The sequence below is a fragment of the Streptomyces sp. NPDC101227 genome (genome assembly GCF_044767545.1).
Taxonomy (GTDB): domain Bacteria; phylum Actinomycetota; class Actinomycetes; order Streptomycetales; family Streptomycetaceae; genus Streptomyces.
Genome location: NZ_JBIWOD010000005.1, coordinates 175,269 through 199,667 on the forward strand (window position 1 = coordinate 175,269; position 24,399 = coordinate 199,667).

The following is a 24,399-nucleotide window of genomic DNA, read 5'->3' on the forward strand; positions in this document are numbered from 1 at the left end:
ATCAGTGGGTGACATCAACGCGGGCGCTGGTGTCCATCACGCGGCCGGCGCGCACCCCGGACCGCCCTCCTCGTCCTGGGTCGGCTCGTCAACCCCCAGGGCGTCGTCCATCCGGTCGGCCGCCGCCTTGAGAGTGGTCTGCATCACGTGCGCGTAGGTATCCAGCGTCATCGTGATGGTGCTGTGGCCGAGTGTCTCCATGATCGTGCGGGCGTCGACGCCCTGGGCTAGCAGCAGCGAGGCACACGTGTGCCGGAGGTCGTGCACCCGTACGCGCCGCACCTTGGCGTCTCGGCAGAGGATCGTGAGCATGCGGTTGAGGCTGCGGGGGTCGGTGGCCCGGCCGGTGGCTGTGGTGAAGACCAGGCCGTTCGGGTGGTCGGGGAACGGCTGCCATTTGGTGCCAGCGACCTTCCGTTCCTGCTCCTGCTGCGCCTGGTGGATGATCAGGGCCTCGACGCATCTCTTCGGCAGTGACACCGTCCGGAGCGACCGAGCTGTTTTCGGCGTGCCGAAGAGCAGTTCGCGCTTGATGCGCTGGAGGTTGCGTCGGACCCGGAGCTGGCCGGTGGCCAGGTCGATGTCCGACCAGGTGAGGCCGAGGGCTTCCCCGCGGCGCAGGCCGGTGGAGATGAGCAGCAGCCACAGGGCGTAGAGCCGGTGCTTGCGGGCCGTCCTGAGCAGGATTTTGGTCTCCGCGGCGTCCAACGGGCGTACCTCCTGGCGCTCGACGGTGGGGGTCTCCACGATGCGAGCGACGTTGCGAGCGATGAGTTCCTCCCGGACGGCCTGTTGGAGTGCGGAGCGGAGTACGGCATGGACGTACTGGACGGTGCGGGCGGACGGCCGGCGCTTGCAGCACTTGTTCACGGCGCAGCAGGTCCGGTCCTCCTTAGCGCGTGCCGCGTCGACTCCGCGCAGGCAGCAGAGGCAGCCGCCCTTGAACTCCGCGAGGAACAGACGGATGTCGGTGGGGGAGAGGCGGTTGAGCTTCTTCTTGCTGAGGGCGGGTTTGATGTAGAGCCGCGAAAGGCCCTCGTAGCTGTTGAGCGTCGCAGGCTTGAGGCGGGTGGGCGCGATGGCGGCGAGCCAGTAGGTCAGGAAGTCGCCGAACGCCATGGTGGAGGTGGCGGCCGGGATGCCCTGCCGTGTCTTCTCCTGAAGTTCGATGAGCTTGTTGCCCACCTCCTCGCGCGTCTTGCCGTAGACGAACTTGCGGACGCGGGTGCCATCGGGCCGGTAGACGTACGCGGCGGCCTGATACCGGCCGTCAGTGCGCTTCGTGATCGTGCCTTCTCCGTTGGCGCGCCTCTTGGCCATCAGGCAGCCTCCTCAAGCTTGTTGTGGATGTAGGTGCGGAGTGAGTCGAGAGGGATGCGACGGGCGCGCCCCTCGGTGAAGCTCGGCAGGGTGCCGGAGCGGATCAGGTCGTAGACCTTGCTGCGGCTGAGCCTCAGGGCGGTCATGACCTCCGGGACGGTGAGGGCTTGCGGGTCGCTCGCGACGACGGTCAGCACGTTGAGACCTCCGGAAGAGGGCTGGACCTGCGAATGGAGTTGGTTCGGGGGCTCTTTGGAGGCCCGCGCCTGTCCGAGGTGTGGATTTCTGCGTCATCGCGTCACGCACGTCATTTGTGGCTCTGACCTGTGGTTATGCGTGACGCGGGCAGCTCGGGGCGTGTCACGGGGCGAAGCGGAGTTCGGTCACCTGTGACGCGGGTGACGCGGGGTGACGCAGGTTTGGCCGTCAGCGTCACTGCTGTCACCGCTGGTCAGGGACCGGGTTCAGGTGGCTGGTGACGTGGGTGACGCAGGATCTCTTCTCTTAGGAAAAAAAGGGGGTGGTGTCTGTGGTTGTGCGGCGGTGCTCAGGACGTGAAGAAGGAGCCGCTTCGCGGCACGTCTTGCGCAGCGGCGGCATGCCGCCGGAACAGCAAGAGGAGCACGCCGGGCGCGATGGGGGTGCTCCTCTTGCTTGTTCAGTGCGGCGCCGTGACGGCGGGGTCAGAACGCCGCTTCCTGCTGGTGCGGGGGCAGTGTCGCGGGGCGGGTCATCTCGATGTAGCGGGCGGCGCTGGTGCGGCCCCAGTCGATGAGGACGCCGCGTGCGGCGAGGGTCGGCTGAAGGCGCTTGAGGCGGTCGGAGAGGACCTTGCCGGTGGTGGGCCAGCCCTTGGGCAGGGGACGGCACTCCTCGCCGCTGTAGAGGCTTGTGAGGCAGTGCAGCCACTCCGATGACGTCATACGGACTTCCGTACCCGCGTCGAGTCCGGCCGCGTGGTTCAAAACCGTCTGCGCCAGCAGGTCACCTTCGATGACGTCGTCGTTGAGGTCATCGAGGCTGGCCCGGTAGGCGGCCAGCGAGCCGAAGCCGGTGGCCGTGTCGAGCTGGGCGCACAGGTGGGCGAAGTCTGCCATTCGCAGGTCGGTGGGGGTGTCTGCCTGGGCGGCACGCACCTTGACTGTCAGGTCCAGCAGGGAGCCGAGCACGGTGGGCAGGATCTCCGCGTACTCCGTCCACAGCTCTGCTTCGGTTCGCCGCACCCGGGGCCGCACGAGACGGAGGGGGAGGAGGCGTTCGGCGAGGTCGGGGCGGATGACGCCGACGTCGATGCCGGTCAGGAGCATGGGGCGGCGGTAGCGGGAGCGGACGACGTCGCCGTCGGTGAACAGGGCGCGCTTGATGCTCTCGGCGCCGGTCACGATGCAGCACATGAGGTCGGACAGGTCCGGGGGCAGGTGGGAGAGGTTGTCCAGGGCAGTGACCCATCCGGCGGCGACGGCCGTGATCATGTTCTCCTCGTCCTTCGGTGCCCGGCGCAGGTCACCGCTCATCCCCTCGATGATCCGCACCAGCATCCGACCGCCGGTGGACTTTCCCGCTCCTTGGGGGCCGGTGAGGAACGGGGCGGGCACGGGCACGGACGGCTCAAGGCAGCCGATCAGCCAGGCGATGGCCAGGCACTCGGTCTCGGCGCTGGCGAAGTTGCACAGGCGGAGCAGGAGGTCGATGCCCTTGCCGTTGGTGTCCTGGGCGGGCAGGGGGAGTTCGCCGGTGAGCTGGGTGCGCCGCCAGCAGACTTCCTGCGGGTCGGGGGTGAGGACGTCCCAGCCGGTGGGGTGGATGCGGACCGACTTGCCGTCATCGCGGCCCAGGTCCAGCCACGTCGCCCCGTCGAATCCGGGCGCCACGCGGATGTGGGTGGGCTGTACGTCCTCGGTCAGTGCGAGTGCTTCGATCAAGTCCAACGCCTCCTTGAGGGCGGTTCCGTTGAATACGCCGATGCCGTCGCGGTACAGGCCGACCATGAGTTCCTGGCGGTGGCTTCCCGTCGTGCCCTGGGAGCGGATGGGCCGGGCCACGGGGTGGCCGTTCTTCTGCGCGTAGACGGTGCCGTCGATGGTGCGGAAGTACCGGAAGTGCGCCTGCGCGTAGTCGGTGATGATCTGGCGGGCCGGCGTCTTCTCGTCCTCGGACATGGCTCACATCCCCAGCGCGGTGCGGGCGTTGGCCCACGCGTCATTGCAGTGCCGGGGCGATTCGCCCTTGGCCTGAGCGGCGGTGAACAGCCGCGTGACGTGGATGCCGGTGAGGCAGCCGCACCGGCCGTGCGTGGAGAGTACGGCCAGGAACGTTCGGTAGACGGTCGTGTGCACCGCCTCGCTCGCGCCGGTGATGCGCTGCTCCGCCATCGTGATGCCGCGTTCCAGGAAGGCGGGCGTGCGATGGCGGCACTCCCCGCCCCCGGCCGGCGGGGACACGGTGAGGGGCTGCGGCTCGGGCCGGACCGGGGCGGGCTTGCTCACGGCGAGCGCGCGCACGGTATCCGGCAGGTAGGCCATGGCGCCGGTACCGAACCCGAGCCAGCGTGCGTAGGCCATCGTGGACTTGATGTCCACGCCCGGCCGCACGGCGTTCGCGGACTGCATGGTTCCCAGGTACAGCCAGTGCTCACCCCGGGTGGTGGGCACGGTCTGCGTGACGGGCAGGTTCTTGCGAGCCCACGCGATCGCGTCGGCGTTGTCCAGGTCCACGACCGTCAGCCCCGCACCGCCCGGGTGATAGGCGACCGCGCTCGCGCACAGCCAGGCACGCCGCCACATGCCGGAGTCGATGACGTGCGGGTCGGTGGTCGCGGCCGCCCACGCGTGGCACGGGCCGGGGCAAGCGCACGGCCCCGGGGTCTTCATGTTCGGCCGGCCTCCGCACGCGTTGTTGGCACAGGCCGGGCAGTTGCCGAACGGCACCTTGCCCGCCCGAAGCGGCAGGACCGGGATGCGCGAGGCGGCGAGGTCGAGCGCGGTGCGCAGGTGCTCGCTCATGCCGCCGCGCACTCGCCGGATGTCGGTGGGTTGCGTCATGCTGGGAGACCTCCACAGGTCTGTAGATGGCAGGTGGACAAGGGCGGCCCCGCGACTTTGGCGAGACGGAGGGGCCGCCCTTGGCGTAGCTAGCGGTTCGTGGCCCACCGGGCGTACTGCTGGCGGACGTAGGCGCGGGGGTTGCAGCCCACGACGGCCCCGTCGAGGGCCATCAGTCGGCAGGCGAGGCGAAACGCGTCGCTGGTGGTGGCCGTGTAGCCGGGGATGAGGCCATGGGCCATGCGGTCCCAGAGCGCCGCGCGCCGCAGCAACCACTCACGCCCTCGGTCCTCGGTATTGCTGAGCCACACCAGCTCGCTGCCGTGCTCGGGTGCGGAGGCGTAGGCCTGGATGGCGTTGGGCCAGTCGGTGACGTCGTTCTCGAACACAGGGACCCCTGTCAGCTGTTGAAGTGCGGGTGAGCAATCGTTCGGGCGGCGGTGGTGCTCACGCGGCCTCGCGGCCGGGCAGGAGCATGCCGTCGTCGCTTTTGCGGAGGGCTCCCGTGGTCGTGAGGGTCTTGATCTCGCGGGAGACGGTGCCCTTGTTAATGCCGGTCCGGTCGGTGATGTCCCGCAGCGTGCGGGCGCCGTCGTGGACAGCCCGCAGGACCCGGTCACGATTCGTCTGTGCCCCGGTCGATGCGGGCGCGGAAGCCGTAGCGGCTGCCGGCTCCTTGACCAGGCGGAGCGTGCTCGCGGCGGGCCGGGAGGACGCGCGCTGCCAGATGGGCCGCTCAGGGAGGGCGATCACGTCCGTGGGGGAGAAGGCGCGGGTGTGGATCGGGTGGGGCTTGGCCTTCGGTCCCGAGCGCAGCATCGCCACGCCGGGCATGGGCAGTTCGTGCGCGTGCCAGCCCTTCTCCGTGGCGTCCTCTCCGAAGACCACGCGGGACTCACCCGAGGTGGACAACGCGAGCGCGGCCCGGTAGGTAATCTGCGCGCTGATCTGCGGGTCGATGCCGCCCTTGGCGTCCATCGTGGGTTTCTGCGTGGCCCAGATCAGGATGATCTCGGCTGCCCGCGCCATGCGGGCCAGCGTGCCCAGGTTCTCCATGATCTGCGACCAGTCGGGATCGCCCGGCTCGCCGTCGCTGCCCTTGGCCCGCTTCTTGCGGGCCATGGTGATGACTTCGGCTCCCTCGTCAACGAACACCGTGATCCGGGGCCGCTCGTCGGAGATCTCAATCGTGTCCCGACCGCGCGGGACCAGGGCGAGCCGCTCGTGCATCTCGACGACCAGTTCGTCGGTGACCTCCAGCACCTCATCAATCGTGATCGCAGTCCGGGCGCGGTGTTCCCAGTTGATCGCCTCAACCCGCTTCGGGTCGATGACCACCAAGCGGTGATCAGGCGCCTCGGACGCCTCAGCCAGAAGAGCGCGGGTCGACCAGCTCTTGCCCGAGCCAGACGTGCCCGCAATCAGCATCCGGCGGCCCAACGGGACCATGACCGACTCGCCCGTGACCGTGTCGACGCCCCACGGGTCGCCCGGCTTCCAGCCGCTCAGGTCGATGCCGTCGGCTGCGCTACGGGTCCGCAGCGTGATGGTGGCGCGGTCGCCGTGGCTGCCGGAGGTGATCTCCATGCGCAGGTCGGTGCGCGCCCCGAGCAGGGCCCGGATCTCATCCGCCTTGGCACGGAACGTCTTGGGCGTCCAGCGGCCGTCGAGGCGCACGTGCGAGACCAGCCCGGCCGGGGTGAGCTTCGCCGGAGTGGGAACCGTGCCCGACAAGCCGCGGGCATCGGCGTTCGGCACCCAGAACGACGGATCGAGCCGGGAGGCGAGGCGCTGCTCTTCTGCGCTCATCCCGTCATCGAGTCGCACCGACGGCTGACGGCGTCCCAGCCACAGAGCGGCGAGGTTCAGGCCGATGAGTCCTGCGGACAGGGACGCCGGCCACAGCGTGAGCGCGTGCGTGGCCTCCGACATCAGCCACGACGCCAGCCCGCCCGGCACCGTGTGCGCGACGTGCGTCTGGACCGCGCGGGCCGCGAGGGTGGCGGGGTAGTCCTTCCGCGCCGCCTTCAGCCCGGCCCGTGCCTGACTGTGATGCTGCCGGGCAGCCTTGTTCGCGGTGCGCGCGGCCCGACGGGGCCCCGACAGCGGATTGCTGGACGCCTTGCGGGCCGCGCTGCACTGGTTGCGGGCCATCACGGCGATGGACCGGGCGGAGTTGTGCTCTCGCTGCGCCGCCATGAGCGCCTTCAGGTTCTCCGGAGTCCGCAGCTGCGCCCGGCGCTCCGCTTCCCTGTCCCACCATGCGGTGAAGGGCGTGCACATCGGCGCGAGTGCATCCAGTGCCGTATTGGTTGTGTCGGTGGTGGTCGACCATGCTTGCTTCCAGTCCACGAAAGGGTCCTCCAAGACCGTGGATGAGGGCCGGTGCGCCGTTGCGTGGCGTCACCGGCCCGCCCGAATTGCGATAGTTGGTGCCTTCGGTTGCGTCGACAGCACCGGTTGAACCCCCTGCAACACGTCCTGACCTGCGAAGTTGCGGAGTTGCACCGTTCCGGGGAGAGGGGCCCTACGCGCACGCGCGCGTAGGGCGGTGGAAATCGCGGTCGCGCGGCGCCTCCTTGGGGGCATGAGCGGCCGTTCGCGGCCCCCGGGGTCTTCCACCCCGCGCGAGGGGGTCCAGGCGCCCTATGGGCCGCCTACGGGTCCCGCCTTGGGGGCCCTCAATTGCCTTTGGGCCGGGTGAGTTTGAGGGTGACGCCGCCGACACCGATGGGCCCAGCTGTCTGGGCGATGACAGTGACCGTGTGAGCGGCCGCATCGAGCAGCGCGCACAGAGCGGCGACCAGTCCCCAGCCACCGATAGCAGCGGCCCCGGCGATGACCACCGGGAACAGGTAGTGCCGCAGTGGACGTCCAGTCGTGTCGGTGGTGTGGACGACGATGACGACGGGCTGTCCGACGGCTTCGGCGCGGCGGTAGTCGTCGGCGGGGATGTGCGGGGCGATGATCCCCGGCGGGGCACGGTGGGACATCAGCGCTCCTTGCTGGGTAAGCCGCGCTCAGCAGGCACGGAGCAATCGGGAAAAGCACAGGTGGAGCACATGCCGAGGGACGGAGGGATGACGTATCCCGCATCCCGCCGGCACTCGGGGCAGGTGCGGCGGGCAGCGTTGGCCTTGGCCAGAGCCGCCCATCGGGCCGGGGTCATCGGACGCACCGGCTTGGCGTGGTCGATGCGGTAGAGGTAGGCCACCAGTGGGCCCCGGCGGCGGCGCGGCCGTTCGAGCTGAGCAGCCACACACTGACCACCGGGCCGCAGGCCCCGGGCGCGGAGTTGGCGGCGGGTGGCATAGCCGTCCGGGGCCAGGCGCCACCGGAACACCGGCAGCGCCCCCATCACGCGGCCTCAGCCGCCGTGGCGGCGCGGTCGGCGAGGATCGTGTCCCGCAGCGACCGGGCGTTCGCCGGCGACGTGTGGATGGCGCGGCGGATGCCCTCGCCGGTCACCTTCGAGTCCGGCCAATCGGCCGTCACCTTGCGTGCTTCGGCGAGCAACTGTTCCGCCGTGCGCTTCGGACGAGTCGGCTTCGCCGCCTCCGGGACGCGGCCAGTGGCGCGGCGCGGTCGGGTCGACTCTGCCGCCACCGCGCGCCGCTCGATCGAGGTGACCGGAGCAGGGTCGACCGGCGGGAGCGGCTTGAGCGGCATCGACTTTCCCAGGTCGACCGCGACCGGATCGGGCAGAGTCAGCCGGGTCAGCATCACCACCGGGTCCGGCGTCGATTCGGGCAGGTCAGCCGTAGACCCTTTCCTCTCGGTCTCGGTGGATTCCTCCGCATTCGTGGCCGGGGTGGGATCGAGGGTGATCCCGTCGAACATGGCGGCGAGCGCGGCGTCCGCACCGGCGGTGACGCGGTCGCGCTGCACGTCCAGCAGCCTCGATCCGAGCGCCACGTCCCCGACCCCGACCTTGCGGGCCAGCCGCCACGACTTTCGGTCGGACCACCACTGGACCCGGCCGCTGGGGTGGTGGGCGGCGCGGGCGCGGTGGTAGGCGAGTGCCTGCACCAGGTCGGCGGTGTGGCGCTCGTTCTCCGCGTCGCGGCCGTCGGTGTGCACCACGATCCGCCGCGCCAGGAACGCCATGCCCTCAGCCGAGACAGACATGCCCATCGGGGTCAGGGCGTAGATCACGGTGCGGCCCGGATCGGGGGCGGCCATCGCTCCCATGAAGGCAGCGGCGGCCGGCAGTGCCCACAGCCCGGCGCGGATGATGCGCGGGGAGGACTGTCCCAGCATGGTCAGCCCGAGCAGGACCAGGGCGAGCACCGCCGTAGCGCCCTCGCCGGCGGCGAGCGCACCGAGTGCGGTGCCCTTGCCGTAGGCGTGGCCGATGTTGCTGTAGGTGCCGATCCCGCCGAACACGCCCGTGGCCAGCATCGGCACGAAGGCGGCCGTCAGGACCCCGATCTGTGCCCGGGTCAGTTTGGTGCTGGTCATCGGGCGCCCCCGGCGGTGAGCAGGGCGGCGAGGATGAGCAGGGCGCCGCCGGTCTGGGTGAGGTCGACCGCGCGGCGCAGGCACGTGAACTTGGCGACCGCGAGCCGGGACAGTCCGGCGATGTCGACGGCCAGGTCCCGGGCGACGGCGGCGCCGATCTCGTCGGCGGTCAGCGTGGCCCACAGGGGGAAGCCGTGCCGGCCGCCCAGGTTCGGGCGGACCGACCGCAGCAGCAGACCGGCCGCGGCGACCAGCAGCGCCAGGCCGAGGCTGCCGGTGACGATGGCGGGCACGGTGAGCGGCACGTCGTGGGCGGCCGTCCAGGTACCGGCGAGCACCGCGCCGACGAACGCCAGCAGTAGCGCCGTCTTGGAGTCCGTCCGCGCGATCTCCGCCTTCACCTCAGTGTGCGCGGCGGTCAGGTTCTTCTCGGTGGTGCTCACGCGGCACCCCCGGGAAGGCTCGTGCCGGCCGCACGGTTGACCAGCGCGACCCGCGCGGCCAGCGCGCGGCGGCGGGCCCGGCGGATGCGGCGGTCGTCCAGCTCGGTTGGCGTGCGGTCGAGGGTGACGATGTGCGCGTCCAGCAGCTCGACGTCCGCCAGGATCACGGGCATCTCCTGCTCGATCGCGTCCAGCTCCGCATAGGTCGGCTCCATGAAGTCGGCGAACGCGGTAACAGCATCCTGAACAGTGACGATGTGGTTCATCGGGTCGTGCTCCTCTCACAGTGGAACGGCCCAACAGCGGCCCCGGGATTGCGCCCCGGGGCCGCGCGCCGTTCATGGGTGTGCGGGCGTCTTAGGCGGCGAGGACGGTCGCGGCGTCGGCGACCAGGCGGTTGGCGGCCACAAGGGCGTCGTCCCGCAGATCCGCCAAAGTGCGGGCGTCAGGGGCACCGCGCAGTGCGTAGGTGGCCTTGGCGGCGTCCTGGGCGGACTCGGCCAGGGCGGGGAGGATCAGCGACACCGTCAGCAGCGGGACGGTGAGGGCCGAGCGGGTCTCGTGACTGGCCGCGCGGGCCGCCGCGTAGGCATCGGTGGGGCCGGACAGGGCCAGGTCCTCACGAACCCACATGGCGCGGCGGTGATCGGCCAGAGCCGCCACCAACTCGGCGATGGCGGCGAGCTGTCGGGTGCGGAGGTCCTCCGCACGGGTCTCGGCCCGCTCGGCGCGGGCCGCACGCTGCTGGAGCACGTAGGCGGTGACCGACCCCAACAGCGTGCCGATCACGGCGATGATGCTGGACCACATAACGGTGTCCCCCTCGGGTGCGGTGGGCGGGAATCTCCCGGCTCCCCTCAGCCCCGCCCGTACGAGCCGCCCCGCAGAAGGGGCGCCCGGACGGGCGGGGGAGGCAACCGGCCGCAGCGGTGAAGTGCGGCGGCGGGATGAGGTAGTGCGTGTGCTGTCTCCTTCGGGAACACGAGCTCCCGTTTCAGGCGTATGGAGACGTGACCTTTCGGTCTAAGCCCTCCGGTGAATGACAAGGCGCCGGGCCGCCTCCCCCCGTCCGCTGCGGGGCTCCTGGGTGGTGCACCTGGGCGTCGATCAGGGCGTCCAGGCAGGCAATGCACGGGACCGTTGGCCCCTGAACTCCTGCACTCATGTGCTTATGTGCAGGAGTTGCTGCCATGAGAATGCCCAACTCCTGTACATGAGTCAACCCGCCGCGACAGCTTTCGTCGCGACGGGCTGAAGGGGTTGAGGCTGCGTCAGTCTCCGGCAGGGATGCGGTAGTCGAGAATGAACTGGTCAGCGGCCATGACGGTGTCGCAGACCTCGACCACCCGGCCGCCCTCGCTCTCCGCGTTCCGGATCAGGTGGATCACGGGCGAGCCGGGGCTCAGGCTCAGGGCGCCGGTCTCCTGCTTCGTGGCGAGCCGGGCGCGCACCGTCTCCGTGAACTCCTTCAGCATGTGCCCGTTCTCCTCCAGACGGGCGTAGATGCCGCCACCCCCGGGGTTCTCCGCGAGCAGCTCGGGGATCTCCTCGGCGATGTCCCACGGGAGGTACGACGTCGCCTCCTCCGTGGGCGTCCCGTTGCTGAAGTACAGGCGCCGACGCGCCAGCACCTTCGCGCCGGCGGGAACCCCCAGTCGCTCCGCGATCTCCTCAGGCGCCTCGGTGGGGCCGACGTACAGCACCGTCACGCCCGCAGTCTTCCCGGCCTGCTCGGATTCCGCGAGGTAGGCGGCCTTGCCAGCCTTGCGGTGGGAGCGTCGGAAGCGGTCGGACGACTTGCGGCGTACCGGCGGCTGGCTCTTCACGAAAGAGCCCTTGCCGTGGTGGGTGTCGATCAGGCCGGTGGGCCGGAGCTCCGCCACGGCCTTACGCGCCGTGCCCTGGGAGACGGAGTAGCGAGCCATGAGCTCCGACTCGCTGGGAACCTTGGCTCCAGCGGGGAGGACTCCGGACCTGATCTGCTGAGCCAGGTCTTCCGCGATCTGTAGGTACCGTGGCCGACCTGAGTCTCTAGAGGCTGTTGTGCCCATGTCCTTCAGTCCTCCTATGCTCCTGTACATGAGTAACGCTAACCGGAGGGCCGGTCAATGTCGCTTCACTCGGTTTCGGTGGCCGGAGTGGTGGTCCGCGAGGACGGCCGCGTTCTCGTGATCAAGCGTGCGGACAACGGCGCCTGGGAAGCCCCGGGCGGCGTCCTCGAACTGGACGAACGCCCGGAGGACGGCGCCTGCCGAGAGGTACTGGAAGAGACCGGCATCAAGGTCGAGACGGAGCGCTTGACCGGGGTCTACAAGAACATGAAGCGCGGCGTTGTTGCCTTGGTCTTCCGCTGCCGGCCGGTCGGAGGCGAGGAGCACACGTCAGACGAGTCCGTGGACGTGCGCTGGTTCACTCGTGAAGAGGTGGCGAGCCACATGGTGGAGGCGTACGCGGTGCGGGTCCTCGATGCGCTTGATGCTGGGGGGCCGCAGGTGCGGGCTCATGACGGCCGACGGCTGCTGACCACAGACCTTTCGACGGGCCGCTGACCTTTGGGGCGATCGTCTTGCGGGCCCTGGGCGACGACTGCATAGGGACCGGGCGTGGAGGACGCGATGACCTTCCGGCGGTTGGCGGGCCAGGTGGCCCCCACCGCAGTTTGAAGGATCGTAGTTTCAGGCCGCAGGCGCCGCTGAGCTCGCAAAGGTCTGTTATTTATGCGCCAAAACAATAGGACGGGCGCTCAGCGGGATCGGTAATAGGTCAGATCGCTAGTAGCCTATTACTCGCTCAGGCTGATCTTGCCGGAAGTCTCTATTCCGGCTCCGGATTCTGCGGTTCTTGTCGTCAAAACCGAAGTTTTTCTGTGCCACAACCTGTGGGTCGTGAATCTGCAGGTCAGGCGCCATGGGGGTGGCGCATTATGGATCTTTCCACAGGCTCTTCCACCCTTTTACCCACAGGTCATCTCTATTTATCCTCAGGTAATCCGAAGTTATCCACAGGGGTTGTGGATAAGCGAATTGGTGACGACCTGACTTGGTGTCACGATTGGGCCCAAGGGGTTGGCGTGGCCGCAAAAAGGCGGCCCCCGCTGCAACGGGAGCCGCCCCGACCTAACTCGTAGCGCAAGGAAGGTCTCTTATGACACTACCTAGCTGGCCCCGGGAAACAACATCCGGCTGTGAGGATGCGGACGATGGGCCGATCTCGGGTAGGCGCGTGTGGTCCCTTTGGAGCGGCGGATTCCGTCTGTTGGCGGGGTGCGGAGCTCTTGCCCTCGGAGTTATGGCCCTTGTCTTTCTGTTCCCGGCAGTCGCCACTCCGATTGCGACGGCATCTGGTGTGTTGGCGATCGTGTACCCGATCGCATCAACCCGGCGCAGCGTTTCGAGGGTGAGCGAGGTGCCCGAGCACGCCGCTTCCGAGTGCTCGCCTACGCGTGCTGAGGCTCCAGAGGGTGACATCAGCGGCTGACATCAACGGCGGTGTACGCCAGCGAACAGCGGTGGACCTCGTGAGGCCGCGGCCTTGTTTGGTGCCCTGAGGGGCGACGGCTCCCTGAGGCGTTTAGGGATGCGGCACCCGCCTACGGATCAGAAGGTTGCAGGTTCGAATCCTGCCGAGCGCACAGCATGACAAAGCCCCCGCCGGTGATCCGGCGGGGGCTTTGTTGTGCGTTCTGTCGTTCCGCCGTTCGGCCGTTCTGTTGGTGGTTTGACGGGTGGTGGATGTGGTGCGGATGTCGGCGTTCTTGAGGGTCAGTTCTTGCCGGTGACGGTGGGGTCGAGCCGGTGGCCTCGATCGGGTCGTGGGCAAGGTCGAAGTCGGCCTTGCCCGTTGGGGGCAGGGTTGCCTGCCGCCACGGAGGGTCGCGCGGGCGCGTTCAGCAGCTGCCCGGCGGTGTACGTCCACGGATGGCGCGCGTACCGGCCGCATCGCGCTGTGGGCAGGGCTTTCGGGCCGGCCGTCAGTGGGTCGGTGGGGGGTTCCGGCTGGGGTGGCAGAAACGATTAGGTGTTGGTGGGGGAGTCGCGTACTGTTAGGGCAACCGACGCGGGGTGGAGCAGCTCGGTAGCTCGCTGGGCTCATAACCCAGAGGTCGCAGGTTCAAATCCTGTCCCCGCTACTGATGCCGCAGGCCCAGTGGATCTTTGAATCCGCTGGGCCTGCGGCTTTTTTGCGTTCCGGGGTGGCGGGTGGCGGGTGCGGTTCAGGGGTGGGCCGGTGGGGGCGGGGCGGTGTAGTGGGCGGTGGGGCCGGGGTGGGGTGGGGTCAGGTGGGGGTGGAGGAGGAGGTCGTCGTCGTAGTCGCCGGTGTTTTGGTGGCGGAAGGGGAGCGGGGTGGTGGTGGGGAGGGTGAGGAGGCGGTCGCGTAGGCGGGTGGTGGCGGTTTCGTAGGCCTCTGCGGTGGTGCGGTCGGCGCCGGGGATCAGGAGGGGCGGGACGACGGAGATGCCGGTGTACCAGAGGGTGCCGTGCTGGAGGGGGAAGAGGAGGTCGTTGAGCTCGCCGTTGACGCCGCGCGGGCCGAGGGTGGCGGCGCGCGCCCCGGCGGTGACGATGACCAGGGCGCGCTTGCCGGCCAGCTTGCCGTCGCCGTAGCGCTGTGGGCGGCCGGTGGCGGGGTCGGTGATGCCGAAGGCGAAGCCCTTGACGAAGACGCGGTCGAACCAGCCCTTGAGGATGGCGGGCATGCCGTACCACCAGAGGGGGAACTGGATGACGAGCGTGTCGGCCCAGGTGAGTTTCTGCTGTTCGGCGCGGATGTCGGGGGACAAGTGGCCGTGCGCGTAGGCGCGTTCCGAGGCGTCGCCGATGAGGAGGCGGTCGGCCGGGTCGTGGGCGTAGTCGGCGGGGTTGACCAGCGGGTTCCAGCCCATGGCGTAGAGGTCGGAGACGCGGTGCCGGTGGCCGTGGGCGTCGAGGGTGCGCAGGCCCTCGGTCTTGAGGGCGCCGCTCAGGGAGCGCTGGTCGGGGTGGGCGAACAGCCAGAGGACCTTCATGCGGTCCACTGTCCGGGGCGGCGGGGCGGCGAACGAGTGGCCGGATGGTCATAGTGTGCAAGGATCGGGCCATGGGTGAGAGAGGCGTGGGGAGCGGGGAGCCGGCCCGGCATCGGGTGGTGGTGCTGGTGCGGGACGGGATGCTGCCGATCGAGGTGGGGATCGTGCACCGGATCTTCGGGGAGGCCAGGTCGGCGGCCGGGGAGCCGCTGTACGAGCTGGTGACCTGTGCGCTGGAGCCGGGGGAGGTGCGTACGGATACGGACTTCACGGTGAATGTGGCGCATGGAGTGGAGGCGTTGGAGGAGGCGGACACGGTGGTCGTGCCGGCTTCGGGGGTGGATTACGACCCGGGGACGGAGCGGAGCCTGGGGCTGCTGAGTCCGGCGATGGCGGAGGCGCTGGGGCGGATCCGGCCGGGGACGCGGATCGCGTCGATCTGTACGGGGGCGTTCGTGCTGGCCGCGGCGGGGTTGCTGGACGGGCGGCGGGCGACCACTCACTGGCGGTCGGTGGAGGACTTCCGGCAGATGTTTCCGGCGGTCGAGCTGGACGCGGATGTGCTGTACACGGATGAGGGGGATGTGCTGACCGCGGCCGGGGTCGCCTCGGGGGTCGATCTGTGTCTGCACATGGTGCGGTGCGATCACGGGGCGGCGGTGGCCAATGACGTGGCCCGGCGGACCGTCGTGCCGCCGCACCGGGAGGGCGGGCAGGCGCAGTACATCCGGCGGCCGGTGCCGGAGCCCCAGGTGTCGTCCACGGGGGTGGCGCGGGCGTGGGCGCTGGCGCATCTGGACCGGCCGCTGAGCCTGCGGGAGCTGGCGGCGCGGGAGGCGATGAGCGTACGGACGTTCACCCGGCGGTTCCGGGAGGAGGTCGGGATGTCGCCGGTGCAGTGGCTGACGCAGCAACGGATCGAGCGGGCGCGGCAGTTGCTGGAGGAGACCGACCTGACGGTGGACCGGATCGCCGCGGAGGCGGGGTTCGGGACGGCGGCGTCGCTGCGGCAGCATCTGCAGTCGGCGTTGGGGGTGTCGCCGAGGGCCTATCGGAGCACGTTCCGGGGGCCGGAGCTGCGTACGGCCTGAGGGTGCGGGGGGTGTGGGGGCGCCGTTCGGCGGGGGCGTTGTCGTACCCCCGTCGTACGCTGACGGTGTGTGGCGATGTACGGGACCGTGCTGGTCGCGCGGGGCGGCGGGGGGCGCCGCGGGGCGGCGGTACGAGCAGGGGCTCGGGTGGCGGTATGACGCCGGGCGGGGCGAGCGGGGGGTGCCGCCGGACGGAGTCCGGGGGAGGGTGAGCCCGCTGCCCGCCGGGAAGGTGCTGGCGTTCGCGGCGCGGGGCGAGCGGCGGTGTCTGGGGGTGCGGCGGGGCGGCCGGTGGACGGTGTGTCCGTATGCGGCCGTGCTCGATGGCGCGGGCGCGAGGAGCCAGTGCGCGAGCTGTGCCCAGCTGGACCGGTCGCGGTCGGTGGCGGCCGACACCATGGCCGATGATCCGCGCCCGTACGGCGTCTATCTGGCGTACTTCGGTCCCGGGCTGCTCAAGGTGGGGATCACGGCCGCCGAGCGGGGGCCCGTGCGGCTGGTGGAGCAGGGGGCGGTGGCGTATGCGTGGCTGGGGCGCGGGCCGCTGATGGCGGCGCGGCGGGCGGAGGCGCTGCTGGGAAGCGCGCTGGCGGTGCCGGACCGCTTCGGGAAGGCGGCGAAGCGGGCGGCGCGGGGGGCGTTGCCGCCGGTGCGGGACCGGATCGCCGAGCTCGCCCGACTCCACGGTGCGGCACGGGAGTTGGCGGACTGGCCGGAGGCGCTGGAGCCGGTCGGGTTCGAGTGCCGTGACTATACGGAGCAGTTCGGGCTGGACCGTATCCCGTCGGAGGTCGCGGAGCTGGGCGCGATGGCGGCGGGGGCGGAGATCGTCGGGGAGGTGGTGGCCGGGGTGGGGGCGGATGTGTATCTGCGGCTGCGGCTGGGGGCTTCGGAGGAGCCGGGGGGCGGTGCGGGGATCGCGGTGCTGGATCTGCGGGTCCTGTCGGGGTGGGTGCTGGGGGCGGCGTCGGGGACGGTGACGACGGCGCCGGTGCGGGGGCTTGCGGGCGGCCGTGCCCGTGACGAGGAGGGGCAGGAGGGGCTGTTCTGAGAGGGGAGAGCTCTGGTAGGTCTGGGGCGGCGGGATCTGTGTGGGGCGCAGGTAAGTAGCTCCGGGTGAGTGGGCGCGGGCGTGGGAACGAGCGGGAGGAGGGCCGGGCGTGGCGGATGGGGTGGGTGAGGTGAGCGAGGTGGACGGGGATGCGCGGGTCGGTGAGTTCTGGCGGCGGCTGGGGCTGCCGGGGCTGGTCGATGTCCATACGCACTTCATGCCCGAGCGGGTGATGGCGAAGGTCTGGGCGTACTTCGACGCCGCCGGGCCGCTGCTGGGGCGGGCGTGGCCGATCGCGTACCGGTACGAGGAGGATCAGCGGCTGGCGGTGCTGCGGGGGTTCGGGGTCCGGGCGTTCACGTCGATGATCTATCCGCACAAGCCCGGGATGGCACGGTGGCTGAACGGCTGGGCGGCGGAATTCGCGGCCCGTACGCCGGACTGTCTGCGGACCGCGACGTTCTTCCCGGAGGACGGGGTGGCGGATTACGTAGGGGGCGAACTCGCCGGTGGCGTACGGGTCTTCAAGGCGCATGTGCAGGTGGGCGGGTACGACCCGGCCGATGAGGCGCTCGATGCGGTGTGGGGCGCCCTCGCGGAGGCCGGTACGCCGGTCGTCATCCACTGCGGGTCGGGACCGGCGCCGGGCAAGCACACCGGGCCGGATCCCATCGCGCGCGTGCTCGCCAGGCATCCCCGACTACGGCTGATCATCGCCCACTTGGGGATGCCGGAGTACACGGAGTTCCTGGATCTGGCGGAGCGCTACCGGGGCGTGCATCTCGATACGACGATGGCGTTCACGGACTTCGCCGAGCGGTCCGCGCCGTTTCCGCGGGCGGAGCGGGCGCGGCTCCGGGACCTCGGCGACCGGGTGCTCTTCGGCAGCGACTTCCCGAACATTCCCTACGGGTACCTGCATGCCCTGGAGGTGCTGGAGCGACTGGAGTTGGGGGACGACTGGCTGCGGCGGGTCTGTTACGGGAACGGGGCGCGGTTGTTCGGGCTGTGACGCCCTTCTTGCGGATCAGGCCGGCCGGGGGGCGGCGGTCAGGTGGGAGAGGGCGGTGCGCAGGTCCGCCAGGGTCGCCTCGTCCGTGACGCGTTCCGTCGTGGGGTCGGTCTTCGGGCCGATGGCGGGGATTTCGAGGCAGGCGGCCGCGATGACCTCGCCGCTCATCATCCGCAGGGTCTCGCGGAGTTGGGCGTTGGCGTGGTCGCCGCCGGCGGGGAAGGGCGAGGCGGTGATCACGGCGATCGGCTTGCCGACGCATTCGCCGCTGCTGACCAGCCAGTCGAGGGCGTTCTTGAGCACGCCGGGCACGCCGTGCGCGTACTCGGGGCTGACGACGAGGATCGCCTCCGCGGCCGCGGCGGCGGTACGGAGGGCGGCGACGGCGGGCGGCGGTGTGGCGTCCTCGCCGTCGAGGTCCGGGTTGAAGTGCGGCAGGGCGCCGATGTCCGCCGTGGTGGCGGGGCCGTCGTGGAGGTCGAGGGCGGAGCGCAGGACCGCGCCATTGGTGGAACGGGCGCGGAGGCTGCCGGAGAGGGCCAGGAGTCGCATGCGGGGACGCTACGGCCTGACGTCGGCGGTAAGGCAAGGGGGGCGGGGGTGGGGTGCTGCGGGAGGGGGTGGTCTGGTCGGCCGCTTCACGGGGCGTACGGGGGTGTCTCCGCTGGTCAGGGCGATTGTCAGTGGGCGGTGGGATGCTGAGGAAGTGGTGATCGGGCTGGACCGCGCGGGGGGCGGCCCAGGCCGGTCGCGCACACCTGGCGTCGGTTCTCAGGGAGGTCCTCACGCCGGTTCTCGGGCCGGTTCTCAGGAAATTCACAGAAATCCCCAAGGGAGCTTTCACGGGCGCGGGTCAGCCTTCGCCCTATGACCGTGACTTCGCCGTCCTCAGCGGCGGCCTCCGCGCCCATGGGGTCCGCGCGCCCCTCCGCTTCCGCCGCCGGCAATGCGGGGCGTGGGCCCGCCAAGCAGCCCGAACTGTTGCGTGCCGACGGAAGCCCGGTGCGGGTGCTGGTGGTCGACGACGAGTCGTCGCTCGCCGATCTGCTGTCGCTGGCGCTGCGGTACGAGGGCTGGGACATCCGTGCCGAGGGGGACGGGGCAGGTGCGCTGCGGTGCGCGCGGAGCTGGCGGCCGGATGCGGTGCTGCTCGATGTGATGCTGCCGGACATGGACGGGCTGACCGTGCTGGGGCGGCTGCGGCGGGAGTTGCCGGATGTGCCGGTGCTGTTCCTGACCGCCAAGGATGCCGTCGAGGACCGTATCGCCGGGCTGACGGCGGGCGGCGACGACTACGTCACCAAGCCGTTCAGCCTGGAGGAGGTGGTCGCCCGGCTGCGCGGGCTGCTGCGGCGGGCCGGGGCGGCGGCCGCGCGCAGCGCGTCGCGGCTCACGGTCGGCGATCTGGTGCTGGACGAGGACAGCCATGAGGTGTGGCGGGGCGCGGACGAGATCCATCTGACCGCCACCGAGTTCGAGCTGCTGCGCTACCTGATGCGCAATCCCCGGCGGGTGCTGAGCAAGACACAGATCCTGGACCGGGTGTGGAGCTATGACTTCGGCGGCCAGGCGAACGTCGTCGAGCTGTATATCTCCTATCTGCGGCGGAAGATCGACGCCGGGCGGGAGCCGATGATCCACACCCGGCGTGGCGCGGGGTATCTGATCAAGCCGGCCGGGTAGCGCGGATGACGCGCGAGTCCGCGGCGTGGCCGGGTTCACCGCCCGCGCCGCGGCGCAGGTGGACGCTGCGGACCCGGCTCGTGGTTTCGGCGGTCGCGCTGATCGCCGTCGTCGCGGCCGTCATCGGGACGGTCACCTCCATCGCCCTCCAGTCGTATCTGCAGGGCCAGTTGGACGGCCAGGTCGGTGAGGGGCTGGTGCGCGCCCAGGCGCCGCATCCGCGCGGCCCGGAGGCCGGCCCGAACCTCGATTTCGTGGCGCTGAGCGGGCAGCCGCTCGGATCGGGGCCACCGGCGGTGGGCATGCGGTTCGGGCCCGACGGGGCGATCGAGAAGGCGGCGCGGAGCAACAAGTCCACGAGCCGGCTGCCGTCGGAGCGGCTGGACGGCCTGAGCGGCGCGCAGGCGGCGGTGCTGGCCCGCGTACCGCGGGACGGGCGGCCGCACACCGCCGACCTGCCGGACCTGGGCGACTATCGGGTGCAGTCGTCCCGGGACGGCACGATCGTGCTGGGGCTGCCGCTCCGCCAGGTCGACAACACGGTCACCAGGCTCATCCGCGTCGAGGCGTGGGTGACGGTCGCCGGGCTGGCCGCGGCCGGGATCGCGGGCGCCGTGATGGTCGGGGTCGCGCTGCGGCCGCTGCGCCGGATCGCGGCCACCGCCACCCGCGTGTCCGAACTCCCCCTCCACCAGGGCGAGGTGGCGCTGCATGTGCGGGTGCCGGCGGCCGAGGCGGACGCCCGTACGGAGGTGGGGCAGGTCGGTGCGGCGCTCAACCGGATGCTGGGGCACGTCGGTTCGGCGCTGTCGGCGCGGCAGGAGAGCGAGATGCGGGTCCGCCGGTTCGTCGCCGATGCCAGCCATGAGCTGCGTACGCCGCTGGCGTCGATACGGGGCTATGCGGAGCTGACCCGGCGCGGCCGGGAGCGGCCGGGGCCGGAGACGCGGCATGCCCTGGGGCGGATCGAATCCGAGGCGGAGCGGATGACGGGGCTGGTGGAGGATCTGCTGCTGCTGGCCCGGCTCGATTCCGGACGCCCGCTCGCGTACGAGAGCACCGATCTCTCGGCGCTCGTGGTGGACGTGGTCAGCGATGCGCAGGCGGCCGGGCCCGCTCACCACTGGCGGCTGGAGCTGCCCGACGACCCGGTGCTGGTGCACGGCGACGCCGACCGGCTGCACCAGATCCTGGTCAATCTGCTGGCCAACGCCCGAACGCACACCCCCGAGGGGACGACGGTGACCGCCCGGGTGCGCGGCCGCGCGGAGCGGGCGCCCGGCGGTAGCGACGGCAGGCCCGTCACCGGGGCGTCATCCGTCCTCCTGGAGGTGCGGGACGACGGGCCGGGCATCCCGCCCGAGCTGCTCCCGCGGGTCTTCGAACGGTTCGCCCGCGGGGACGCCTCGCGGTCGCGGGCCGCCGGGAGCACGGGGCTGGGGCTGGCCATCGTGCAGGCGGTGGTCGGCGCGCACGGCGGCACGGTCGCCGTCGAGAGCGTGCCCGGCCGGACGGTGTTCACGGTCGGCCTCCCGGCGGCGCGTCCCGAGGCCCCGCCGGCTTCCCTGGAGAAGCACCACCGACGACCGCCGGCTCCCGACTCACAGCCCGGCCACAGCCTCACCACACCACCGTGACAGCCCGGTTGGCGAGTGTCGTCGCCATGACGACGACACAGCCGACCGGCACCCCGCTGGGCGCCCTGCCGCCCCGCGAGCATCTGCGTCTCGGCCAGACCGAGATCGTCCTCGACGTCGTGATCCCCGTCTACAACGAGGAGACCGACCTCGAGCCCTGCGTACGGCGGCTGCGCGAGCATCTCGCCCGCACCTTCCCGTACGGCTTCCGGATCACCATCGCCGACAACGCGAGCACCGACCGCACCCCCGAAGTCGCCGCCCGGCTCGACGACGCGCTCGAAGAGGTCACCGCGGTACGGCTGGAACAGAAGGGGCGCGGGCGGGCGCTGCGCACCGTGTGGGCGCTGTCCGAGGCGCCGGTGCTGGCCTATATGGACGTCGATCTGTCCACGGACCTCAACGCCCTGTTGCCGCTGGTCGCGCCGCTGATATCCGGCCACTCCGACCTCGCGATCGGCTCGCGGCTCAGCCGCAGCGCGCGGGTCGTGCGGGGGCCGAAGCGGGAGTTCATCTCGCGCACCTACAACCTCATCCTGCGCGGCTCGCTGGCCGCGCGTTTCTCCGATGCGCAGTGCGGGTTCAAGGCCGTGCGGGGCGATGTCGCCGAGCGGCTGCTGCCGATGGTGGAGGACACCGGCTGGTTCTTCGACACCGAGTTGCTGGTGCTCGCGGAGCGGGCCGGGCTGCGGATCCATGAGGTGCCGGTGGACTGGGTCGACGACCCCAACAGCACCGTGCACCTCGTACGGACGGCCACCGACGACCTCAAGGGTGTGTGGCGGGTGGGGCGGGCGCTGGCCACCGGACGGCTGCCGCTGGACCGGCTCGCGCGGCCGTTCGGCGACGATCCCCGCGACCGCGAGCTGAACGGAGTGCCGGGCGGACTGGCCCGTCAGCTGGTCGGCTTCTGTGTGGTCGGTGCGCTCAGCACCCTGCTCTATCTGGGCCTCTACTCCCTCTTCCGGCTCGGCGTCGGCCCCCAACTCGCCAACGCCGCGGCCCTGTTGGTGTCCGCCCTCGGTAATACGGCCGCCAACCGGCGGCTCACCTTCGGCGTACGGGGACGCGACCGGGCGGTCCGCCACCAGGCCCAGGGGCTCGTCGTCTTCGCCATCGGGCTGGCCCTGACCAGCGGCTCCCTCGCCGCCCTCGACACCGCCACCGGCAATCCCTCGCACGGCACCGAACTCGCCGTCCTGGTGGCCGCCAACCTCGCGGCGACCGTGCTGCGGTTCCTGCTCTTCCGGGCCTGGGTGTTCCCGGAGCGGGAGAGGGAGCGGGGCACCGATTCCCTCGAGTCCCACCGGACCGCACCGAACCACCAGAGCTACCCGAGCCACCCGAACCACCAGAGCCGCCCGAACCACCAGAACGACCGTGACGACCTGACCAGGAGCGCTCGATGACCCCGCACCAGCCCGCCGACCCGGAGGCCCCGGCCGACCGGCCGCAGGACCCCCGCTGGGCGCGCCCCGCCCTGCTCGCGCTCCTGCTGGCCACCGCCGTGCTCTACCTGTGGAACCTGAGCGCCAACGGCTACGCCAACCAGTTCTACTCGGCCGCCGTACAGGCCGGCGGCGAGAGCTGGAAGGCCTTCTTCTTCGGCTCCTCCGACGCGGCCAACTCCATCACCGTCGACAAGCCCCCGGCCGCCCTGTGGCCGATGGCGCTGTCCGTACGGCTCTTCGGGCTCAGTTCCTGGGCGATCCTGGTGCCCGAGGCGCTGATGGGCGTCGCGACGGTCGGCGTGCTGTACGGGGCCGTACGGCGGAGGTTCGGCGCGGCGGCCGGGCTGCTGGCGGGCGGGGTGCTGGCGCTGACGCCGGTCGCGGCGCTGATGTTCCGCTTCAACAATCCCGATGCGCTGCTGTGCCTGCTGATGGTGTGCGCGATCGCGGCGGTGCTGCGCGGCCTGGCGGACGGCCGGACGAAGTGGCTGGTGCTGGCCGGGCTGTGCTTCGGGCTGGGGTTCCTCACCAAGACGCTCCAGGCGTGGCTGATCCTGCCGGCGCTGGCCGCGGTCTATGCGTGCTGTGCGCCGGTCGCACTGCGCCGCCGGTTCGGGCAGCTGCTGCTCGGCGGGCTGGCGATGGTGGTTTCCGGCGGCTGGTGGGTGGCGCTGGTCGAGCTGTGGCCGGCGTCCTCGCGGCCGTACATCGGCGGGTCGCAGCACAACAGCTTCCTGGAGCTGACCTTCGGCTACAACGGCTTCGGGCGGATCAGCGGCAATGAGACCGGCAGCGTCGGCGGGGGCGGCGGCCGTGGCGGTGGCGGCGGCTGGGGCGAGACCGGCATCACCCGCCTCTTCGCGTCCGACATGGGCGGCCAGATCGCCTGGCTGCTGCCCGCCGCGCTGATCCTGCTGGTCGCGGCCGTGTGCGTGCTGTGGCGGGCGCGGCGCGCGGTGGCCGCCGAACCGGCCGGTCAGCGGGCGGAGTTCCTGCTCTGGGGCGGCGCGCTGCTGATGACCTTCGCGACCTTCAGCTTTATGTCCGGCATCTTCCACCAGTACTACAACATCGCGCTGGCGCCCTATATCGCGGCGCTGGTCGGCATGGGGGCCGTGCTGCTGTGGCGGCGCGGCGGGACGCTCGCCTCCCTCGTCCTCGCCGGAACGACGGCGGTGACCGCCGTGTGGTCGTACGTCCTGCTCGACCGCTCGTCGAGCTGGCTGCCGTGGCTGCGCTGGACGGTGCTGGTGCTGGGGTTGCTGGCGGCGGTGGGTCTGCTGCCGGCGGTACGGAACCGAGCGGCGACGGCAGCCATGTCCCCGCGTACGTCCCTTCCGGCGCGCCTCGCCGCGCTCGCGGCCGGGCTCGCCGTGGTGACCGCGCTGGCCGGCCCGTTCGCGTACGTCCTCGACACGGTCGACACCGCCAAGGGCGGCTCGATCATCACGGCCGGGCCCCAGGTCCGGGGCTCCTTCGGCGGGCCGGGCGGCCGGTTCCCGGGCGGGATGCGTGAGGCCGGCCTGTGGCGCGGCGGCAACGCCCCGGGCGGGCCACAAGGCGGGCCCCAGGCCGGACCCCAGGCCGGACCGCAGGGCCAGGCCCCCGGCCGGCAGGCCCAGGGCGGCCGGCGGGCCTTCCCCGGCCCCGGCAATGCCGGAACCGGCCGGATGGGTGCCTGGACCGGCGGCCGGAAGGGCGGCCGGATGGGCGGCGGGGGCGGCATGGGCGGCCTGCTCGACGGCGCCAAGGTGAGCGCCGAGGCCAAGGCGCTGCTCGTGCGGCACGCGGACGACTACACCTGGGCCGCCGCGGCCACCGGCTCCCAGAACGCCGCGAGCTACCAACTCGCCACCCAGAAGCCGGTGATGGCCATCGGCGGCTTCAACGGCAGCGACCCGTCGCCGACCCTGGCCCAGTTCAAGCAGTACGTCGCGGACGGGAAGATCCACTACTTCATCGGCGGCGGAAGGGGCGGCTTCGGCGGCCGCGGCGGCCCCGGCGGCGGCAAGGGAGGCTCGTCGAAGATCACCTCCTGGGTCGAGAAGACCTTCAAGAAGGTCACCGTCGGCAGCGCCACCTTCTACGACCTGACCCAGAGGCGCTGAGGGGCCGCCCGCACCGCGGAAGGCCGGTATCTCCCCCGGGATACCGGCCTTCCGCGCGTCCGCCGGGCCGCCCTCCGCTGGGAGGAGTCGAGCTCG

General features: G+C 71.1%; 23 protein-coding genes and 1 tRNA gene. 9 read left to right on the plus strand and 15 right to left on the minus strand.

Annotation, left to right across the window (positions count from 1 at the left end; translation table 11 throughout):
* Positions 1–36 precede the first annotated feature (36 nt).
* The 13 genes from ACIRPT_RS13185 to ACIRPT_RS13245 all read right to left on the minus strand — a co-directional run bounded on the left by ACIRPT_RS13185 (position 37) and on the right by ACIRPT_RS13245 (position 11,316).
* Entirely contained in the window at positions 37–1,320 is a 1,284-nt protein-coding gene (locus ACIRPT_RS13185; protein ID WP_403826283.1) for a tyrosine-type recombinase/integrase, read from the minus strand.
* Positions 1,320–1,517, minus strand: a complete 198-nt coding sequence (locus ACIRPT_RS13190) for a helix-turn-helix domain-containing protein (RefSeq protein ID WP_399496559.1) — start codon at positions 1,515–1,517, stop codon at positions 1,320–1,322. The genes ACIRPT_RS13185 and ACIRPT_RS13190 overlap by 1 nt, the downstream gene beginning before the upstream one ends.
* A 486-nt stretch (positions 1,518–2,003) precedes the next feature.
* Positions 2,004–3,479: an ATP-binding protein gene (locus tag ACIRPT_RS13195; RefSeq protein ID WP_403826286.1), complete on the minus strand. Its 1,476-nt coding sequence runs from the start codon at positions 3,477–3,479 to the stop codon at positions 2,004–2,006.
* 3 nt (positions 3,480–3,482) lie between these two features.
* Complete coding sequence (locus tag ACIRPT_RS13200) at positions 3,483–4,361, minus strand: bifunctional DNA primase/polymerase (RefSeq protein WP_403826288.1); 879 nt, start codon at positions 4,359–4,361, stop codon at positions 3,483–3,485.
* A gap of 89 nt (positions 4,362–4,450) precedes the next feature.
* The gene (locus ACIRPT_RS13205; protein WP_403826291.1) at positions 4,451–4,750 is read right to left on the minus strand and encodes a hypothetical protein; all 300 of its coding nucleotides are present in this window, start codon (positions 4,748–4,750) and stop codon (positions 4,451–4,453) included.
* A 58-nt stretch (positions 4,751–4,808) separates the two neighbouring features.
* Positions 4,809–6,713 (minus strand): FtsK/SpoIIIE domain-containing protein, encoded by a 1,905-nt coding sequence (locus ACIRPT_RS13210; protein WP_403826294.1) that lies wholly within the window; start codon positions 6,711–6,713, stop codon positions 4,809–4,811.
* A gap of 329 nt (positions 6,714–7,042) precedes the next feature.
* Positions 7,043–7,354 carry a hypothetical protein gene (locus ACIRPT_RS13215; RefSeq protein WP_403826297.1) on the minus strand — a complete coding sequence of 104 codons (312 nt, stop codon included), beginning with the start codon at positions 7,352–7,354 and terminating at the stop codon, positions 7,043–7,045.
* Positions 7,354–7,719 (minus strand): RRQRL motif-containing zinc-binding protein, encoded by a 366-nt coding sequence (locus ACIRPT_RS13220; protein ID WP_403826300.1) that lies wholly within the window; start codon positions 7,717–7,719, stop codon positions 7,354–7,356. The genes ACIRPT_RS13215 and ACIRPT_RS13220 overlap by 1 nt, the downstream gene beginning before the upstream one ends.
* Positions 7,719–8,822: a conjugal transfer protein gene (locus tag ACIRPT_RS13225; protein ID WP_403826303.1), complete on the minus strand. Its 1,104-nt coding sequence runs from the start codon at positions 8,820–8,822 to the stop codon at positions 7,719–7,721. Before ACIRPT_RS13225 ends, ACIRPT_RS13220 begins: the two co-directional genes overlap by 1 nt.
* A complete protein-coding gene (locus tag ACIRPT_RS13230) occupies positions 8,819–9,265 on the minus strand; it encodes a Pycsar system effector family protein (RefSeq protein ID WP_403826305.1) in 447 nt (148 codons plus the stop codon). Before ACIRPT_RS13230 ends, ACIRPT_RS13225 begins: the two co-directional genes overlap by 4 nt.
* Entirely contained in the window at positions 9,262–9,531 is a 270-nt protein-coding gene (locus tag ACIRPT_RS13235; RefSeq protein ID WP_403826308.1) for a DUF6284 family protein, read from the minus strand. Before ACIRPT_RS13235 ends, ACIRPT_RS13230 begins: the two co-directional genes overlap by 4 nt.
* A 91-nt stretch (positions 9,532–9,622) precedes the next feature.
* The gene (locus ACIRPT_RS13240) at positions 9,623–10,075 is read right to left on the minus strand and encodes a protein kilB (protein ID WP_403826311.1); all 453 of its coding nucleotides are present in this window, start codon (positions 10,073–10,075) and stop codon (positions 9,623–9,625) included.
* 461 nt (positions 10,076–10,536) lie between these two features.
* Entirely contained in the window at positions 10,537–11,316 is a 780-nt protein-coding gene (locus ACIRPT_RS13245; RefSeq protein ID WP_403827069.1) for a GntR family transcriptional regulator, read from the minus strand.
* A gap of 78 nt (positions 11,317–11,394) precedes the next feature.
* Here ACIRPT_RS13245 and ACIRPT_RS13250 point away from each other — a divergent pair, with 78 nt between their 5' ends.
* Entirely contained in the window at positions 11,395–11,814 is a 420-nt protein-coding gene (locus ACIRPT_RS13250) for an NUDIX domain-containing protein (RefSeq protein ID WP_403826314.1), read from the plus strand.
* A gap of 1,506 nt (positions 11,815–13,320) precedes the next feature.
* Positions 13,321–13,394, plus strand: a tRNA-Met gene (locus tag ACIRPT_RS13255).
* Positions 13,395–13,478: 84 nt separating this feature from the next.
* On the opposite strand, the gene ACIRPT_RS13260 is transcribed toward ACIRPT_RS13255, so the two are convergent.
* Entirely contained in the window at positions 13,479–14,270 is a 792-nt protein-coding gene (locus tag ACIRPT_RS13260) for an NAD(P)H-dependent oxidoreductase (RefSeq protein ID WP_403826317.1), read from the minus strand.
* Between the two features lie 44 nt (positions 14,271–14,314).
* Here ACIRPT_RS13260 and ACIRPT_RS13265 point away from each other — a divergent pair, with 44 nt between their 5' ends.
* The 3 genes from ACIRPT_RS13265 to ACIRPT_RS13275 all read left to right on the plus strand — a co-directional run bounded on the left by ACIRPT_RS13265 (position 14,315) and on the right by ACIRPT_RS13275 (position 17,424).
* A complete protein-coding gene (locus tag ACIRPT_RS13265; protein WP_403826320.1) occupies positions 14,315–15,361 on the plus strand; it encodes a GlxA family transcriptional regulator in 1,047 nt (348 codons plus the stop codon).
* 208 nt (positions 15,362–15,569) lie between these two features.
* On the plus strand, positions 15,570–16,412 hold the full coding sequence (locus ACIRPT_RS13270; protein WP_403826323.1) for a DUF2797 domain-containing protein: 843 nt from the start codon (positions 15,570–15,572) through the stop codon (positions 16,410–16,412).
* 109 nt (positions 16,413–16,521) lie between these two features.
* Positions 16,522–17,424 carry an amidohydrolase family protein gene (locus ACIRPT_RS13275; RefSeq protein WP_403826326.1) on the plus strand — a complete coding sequence of 301 codons (903 nt, stop codon included), beginning with the start codon at positions 16,522–16,524 and terminating at the stop codon, positions 17,422–17,424.
* A 15-nt stretch (positions 17,425–17,439) separates the two neighbouring features.
* Here ACIRPT_RS13275 and ACIRPT_RS13280 read toward each other — a convergent pair whose 3' ends face one another.
* Entirely contained in the window at positions 17,440–17,976 is a 537-nt protein-coding gene (locus ACIRPT_RS13280) for an NADPH-dependent FMN reductase (protein ID WP_403499459.1), read from the minus strand.
* Between the two features lie 357 nt (positions 17,977–18,333).
* Here ACIRPT_RS13280 and ACIRPT_RS13285 point away from each other — a divergent pair, with 357 nt between their 5' ends.
* The 4 genes from ACIRPT_RS13285 to ACIRPT_RS13300 are packed head-to-tail and all read left to right on the plus strand — an operon-like array spanning position 18,334 to position 24,303.
* On the plus strand, positions 18,334–19,107 hold the full coding sequence (locus ACIRPT_RS13285; protein WP_403827071.1) for a response regulator transcription factor: 774 nt from the start codon (positions 18,334–18,336) through the stop codon (positions 19,105–19,107).
* A 5-nt stretch (positions 19,108–19,112) separates the two neighbouring features.
* Positions 19,113–20,744 (plus strand): sensor histidine kinase, encoded by a 1,632-nt coding sequence (locus tag ACIRPT_RS13290; protein WP_403826329.1) that lies wholly within the window; start codon positions 19,113–19,115, stop codon positions 20,742–20,744.
* A gap of 26 nt (positions 20,745–20,770) precedes the next feature.
* Positions 20,771–22,153, plus strand: a complete 1,383-nt coding sequence (locus ACIRPT_RS13295) for a glycosyltransferase (protein WP_403826332.1) — start codon at positions 20,771–20,773, stop codon at positions 22,151–22,153.
* The gene (locus ACIRPT_RS13300) at positions 22,150–24,303 is read left to right on the plus strand and encodes an ArnT family glycosyltransferase (protein ID WP_403826335.1); all 2,154 of its coding nucleotides are present in this window, start codon (positions 22,150–22,152) and stop codon (positions 24,301–24,303) included. Before ACIRPT_RS13295 ends, ACIRPT_RS13300 begins: the two co-directional genes overlap by 4 nt.
* Positions 24,304–24,399 lie beyond the last annotated feature (96 nt).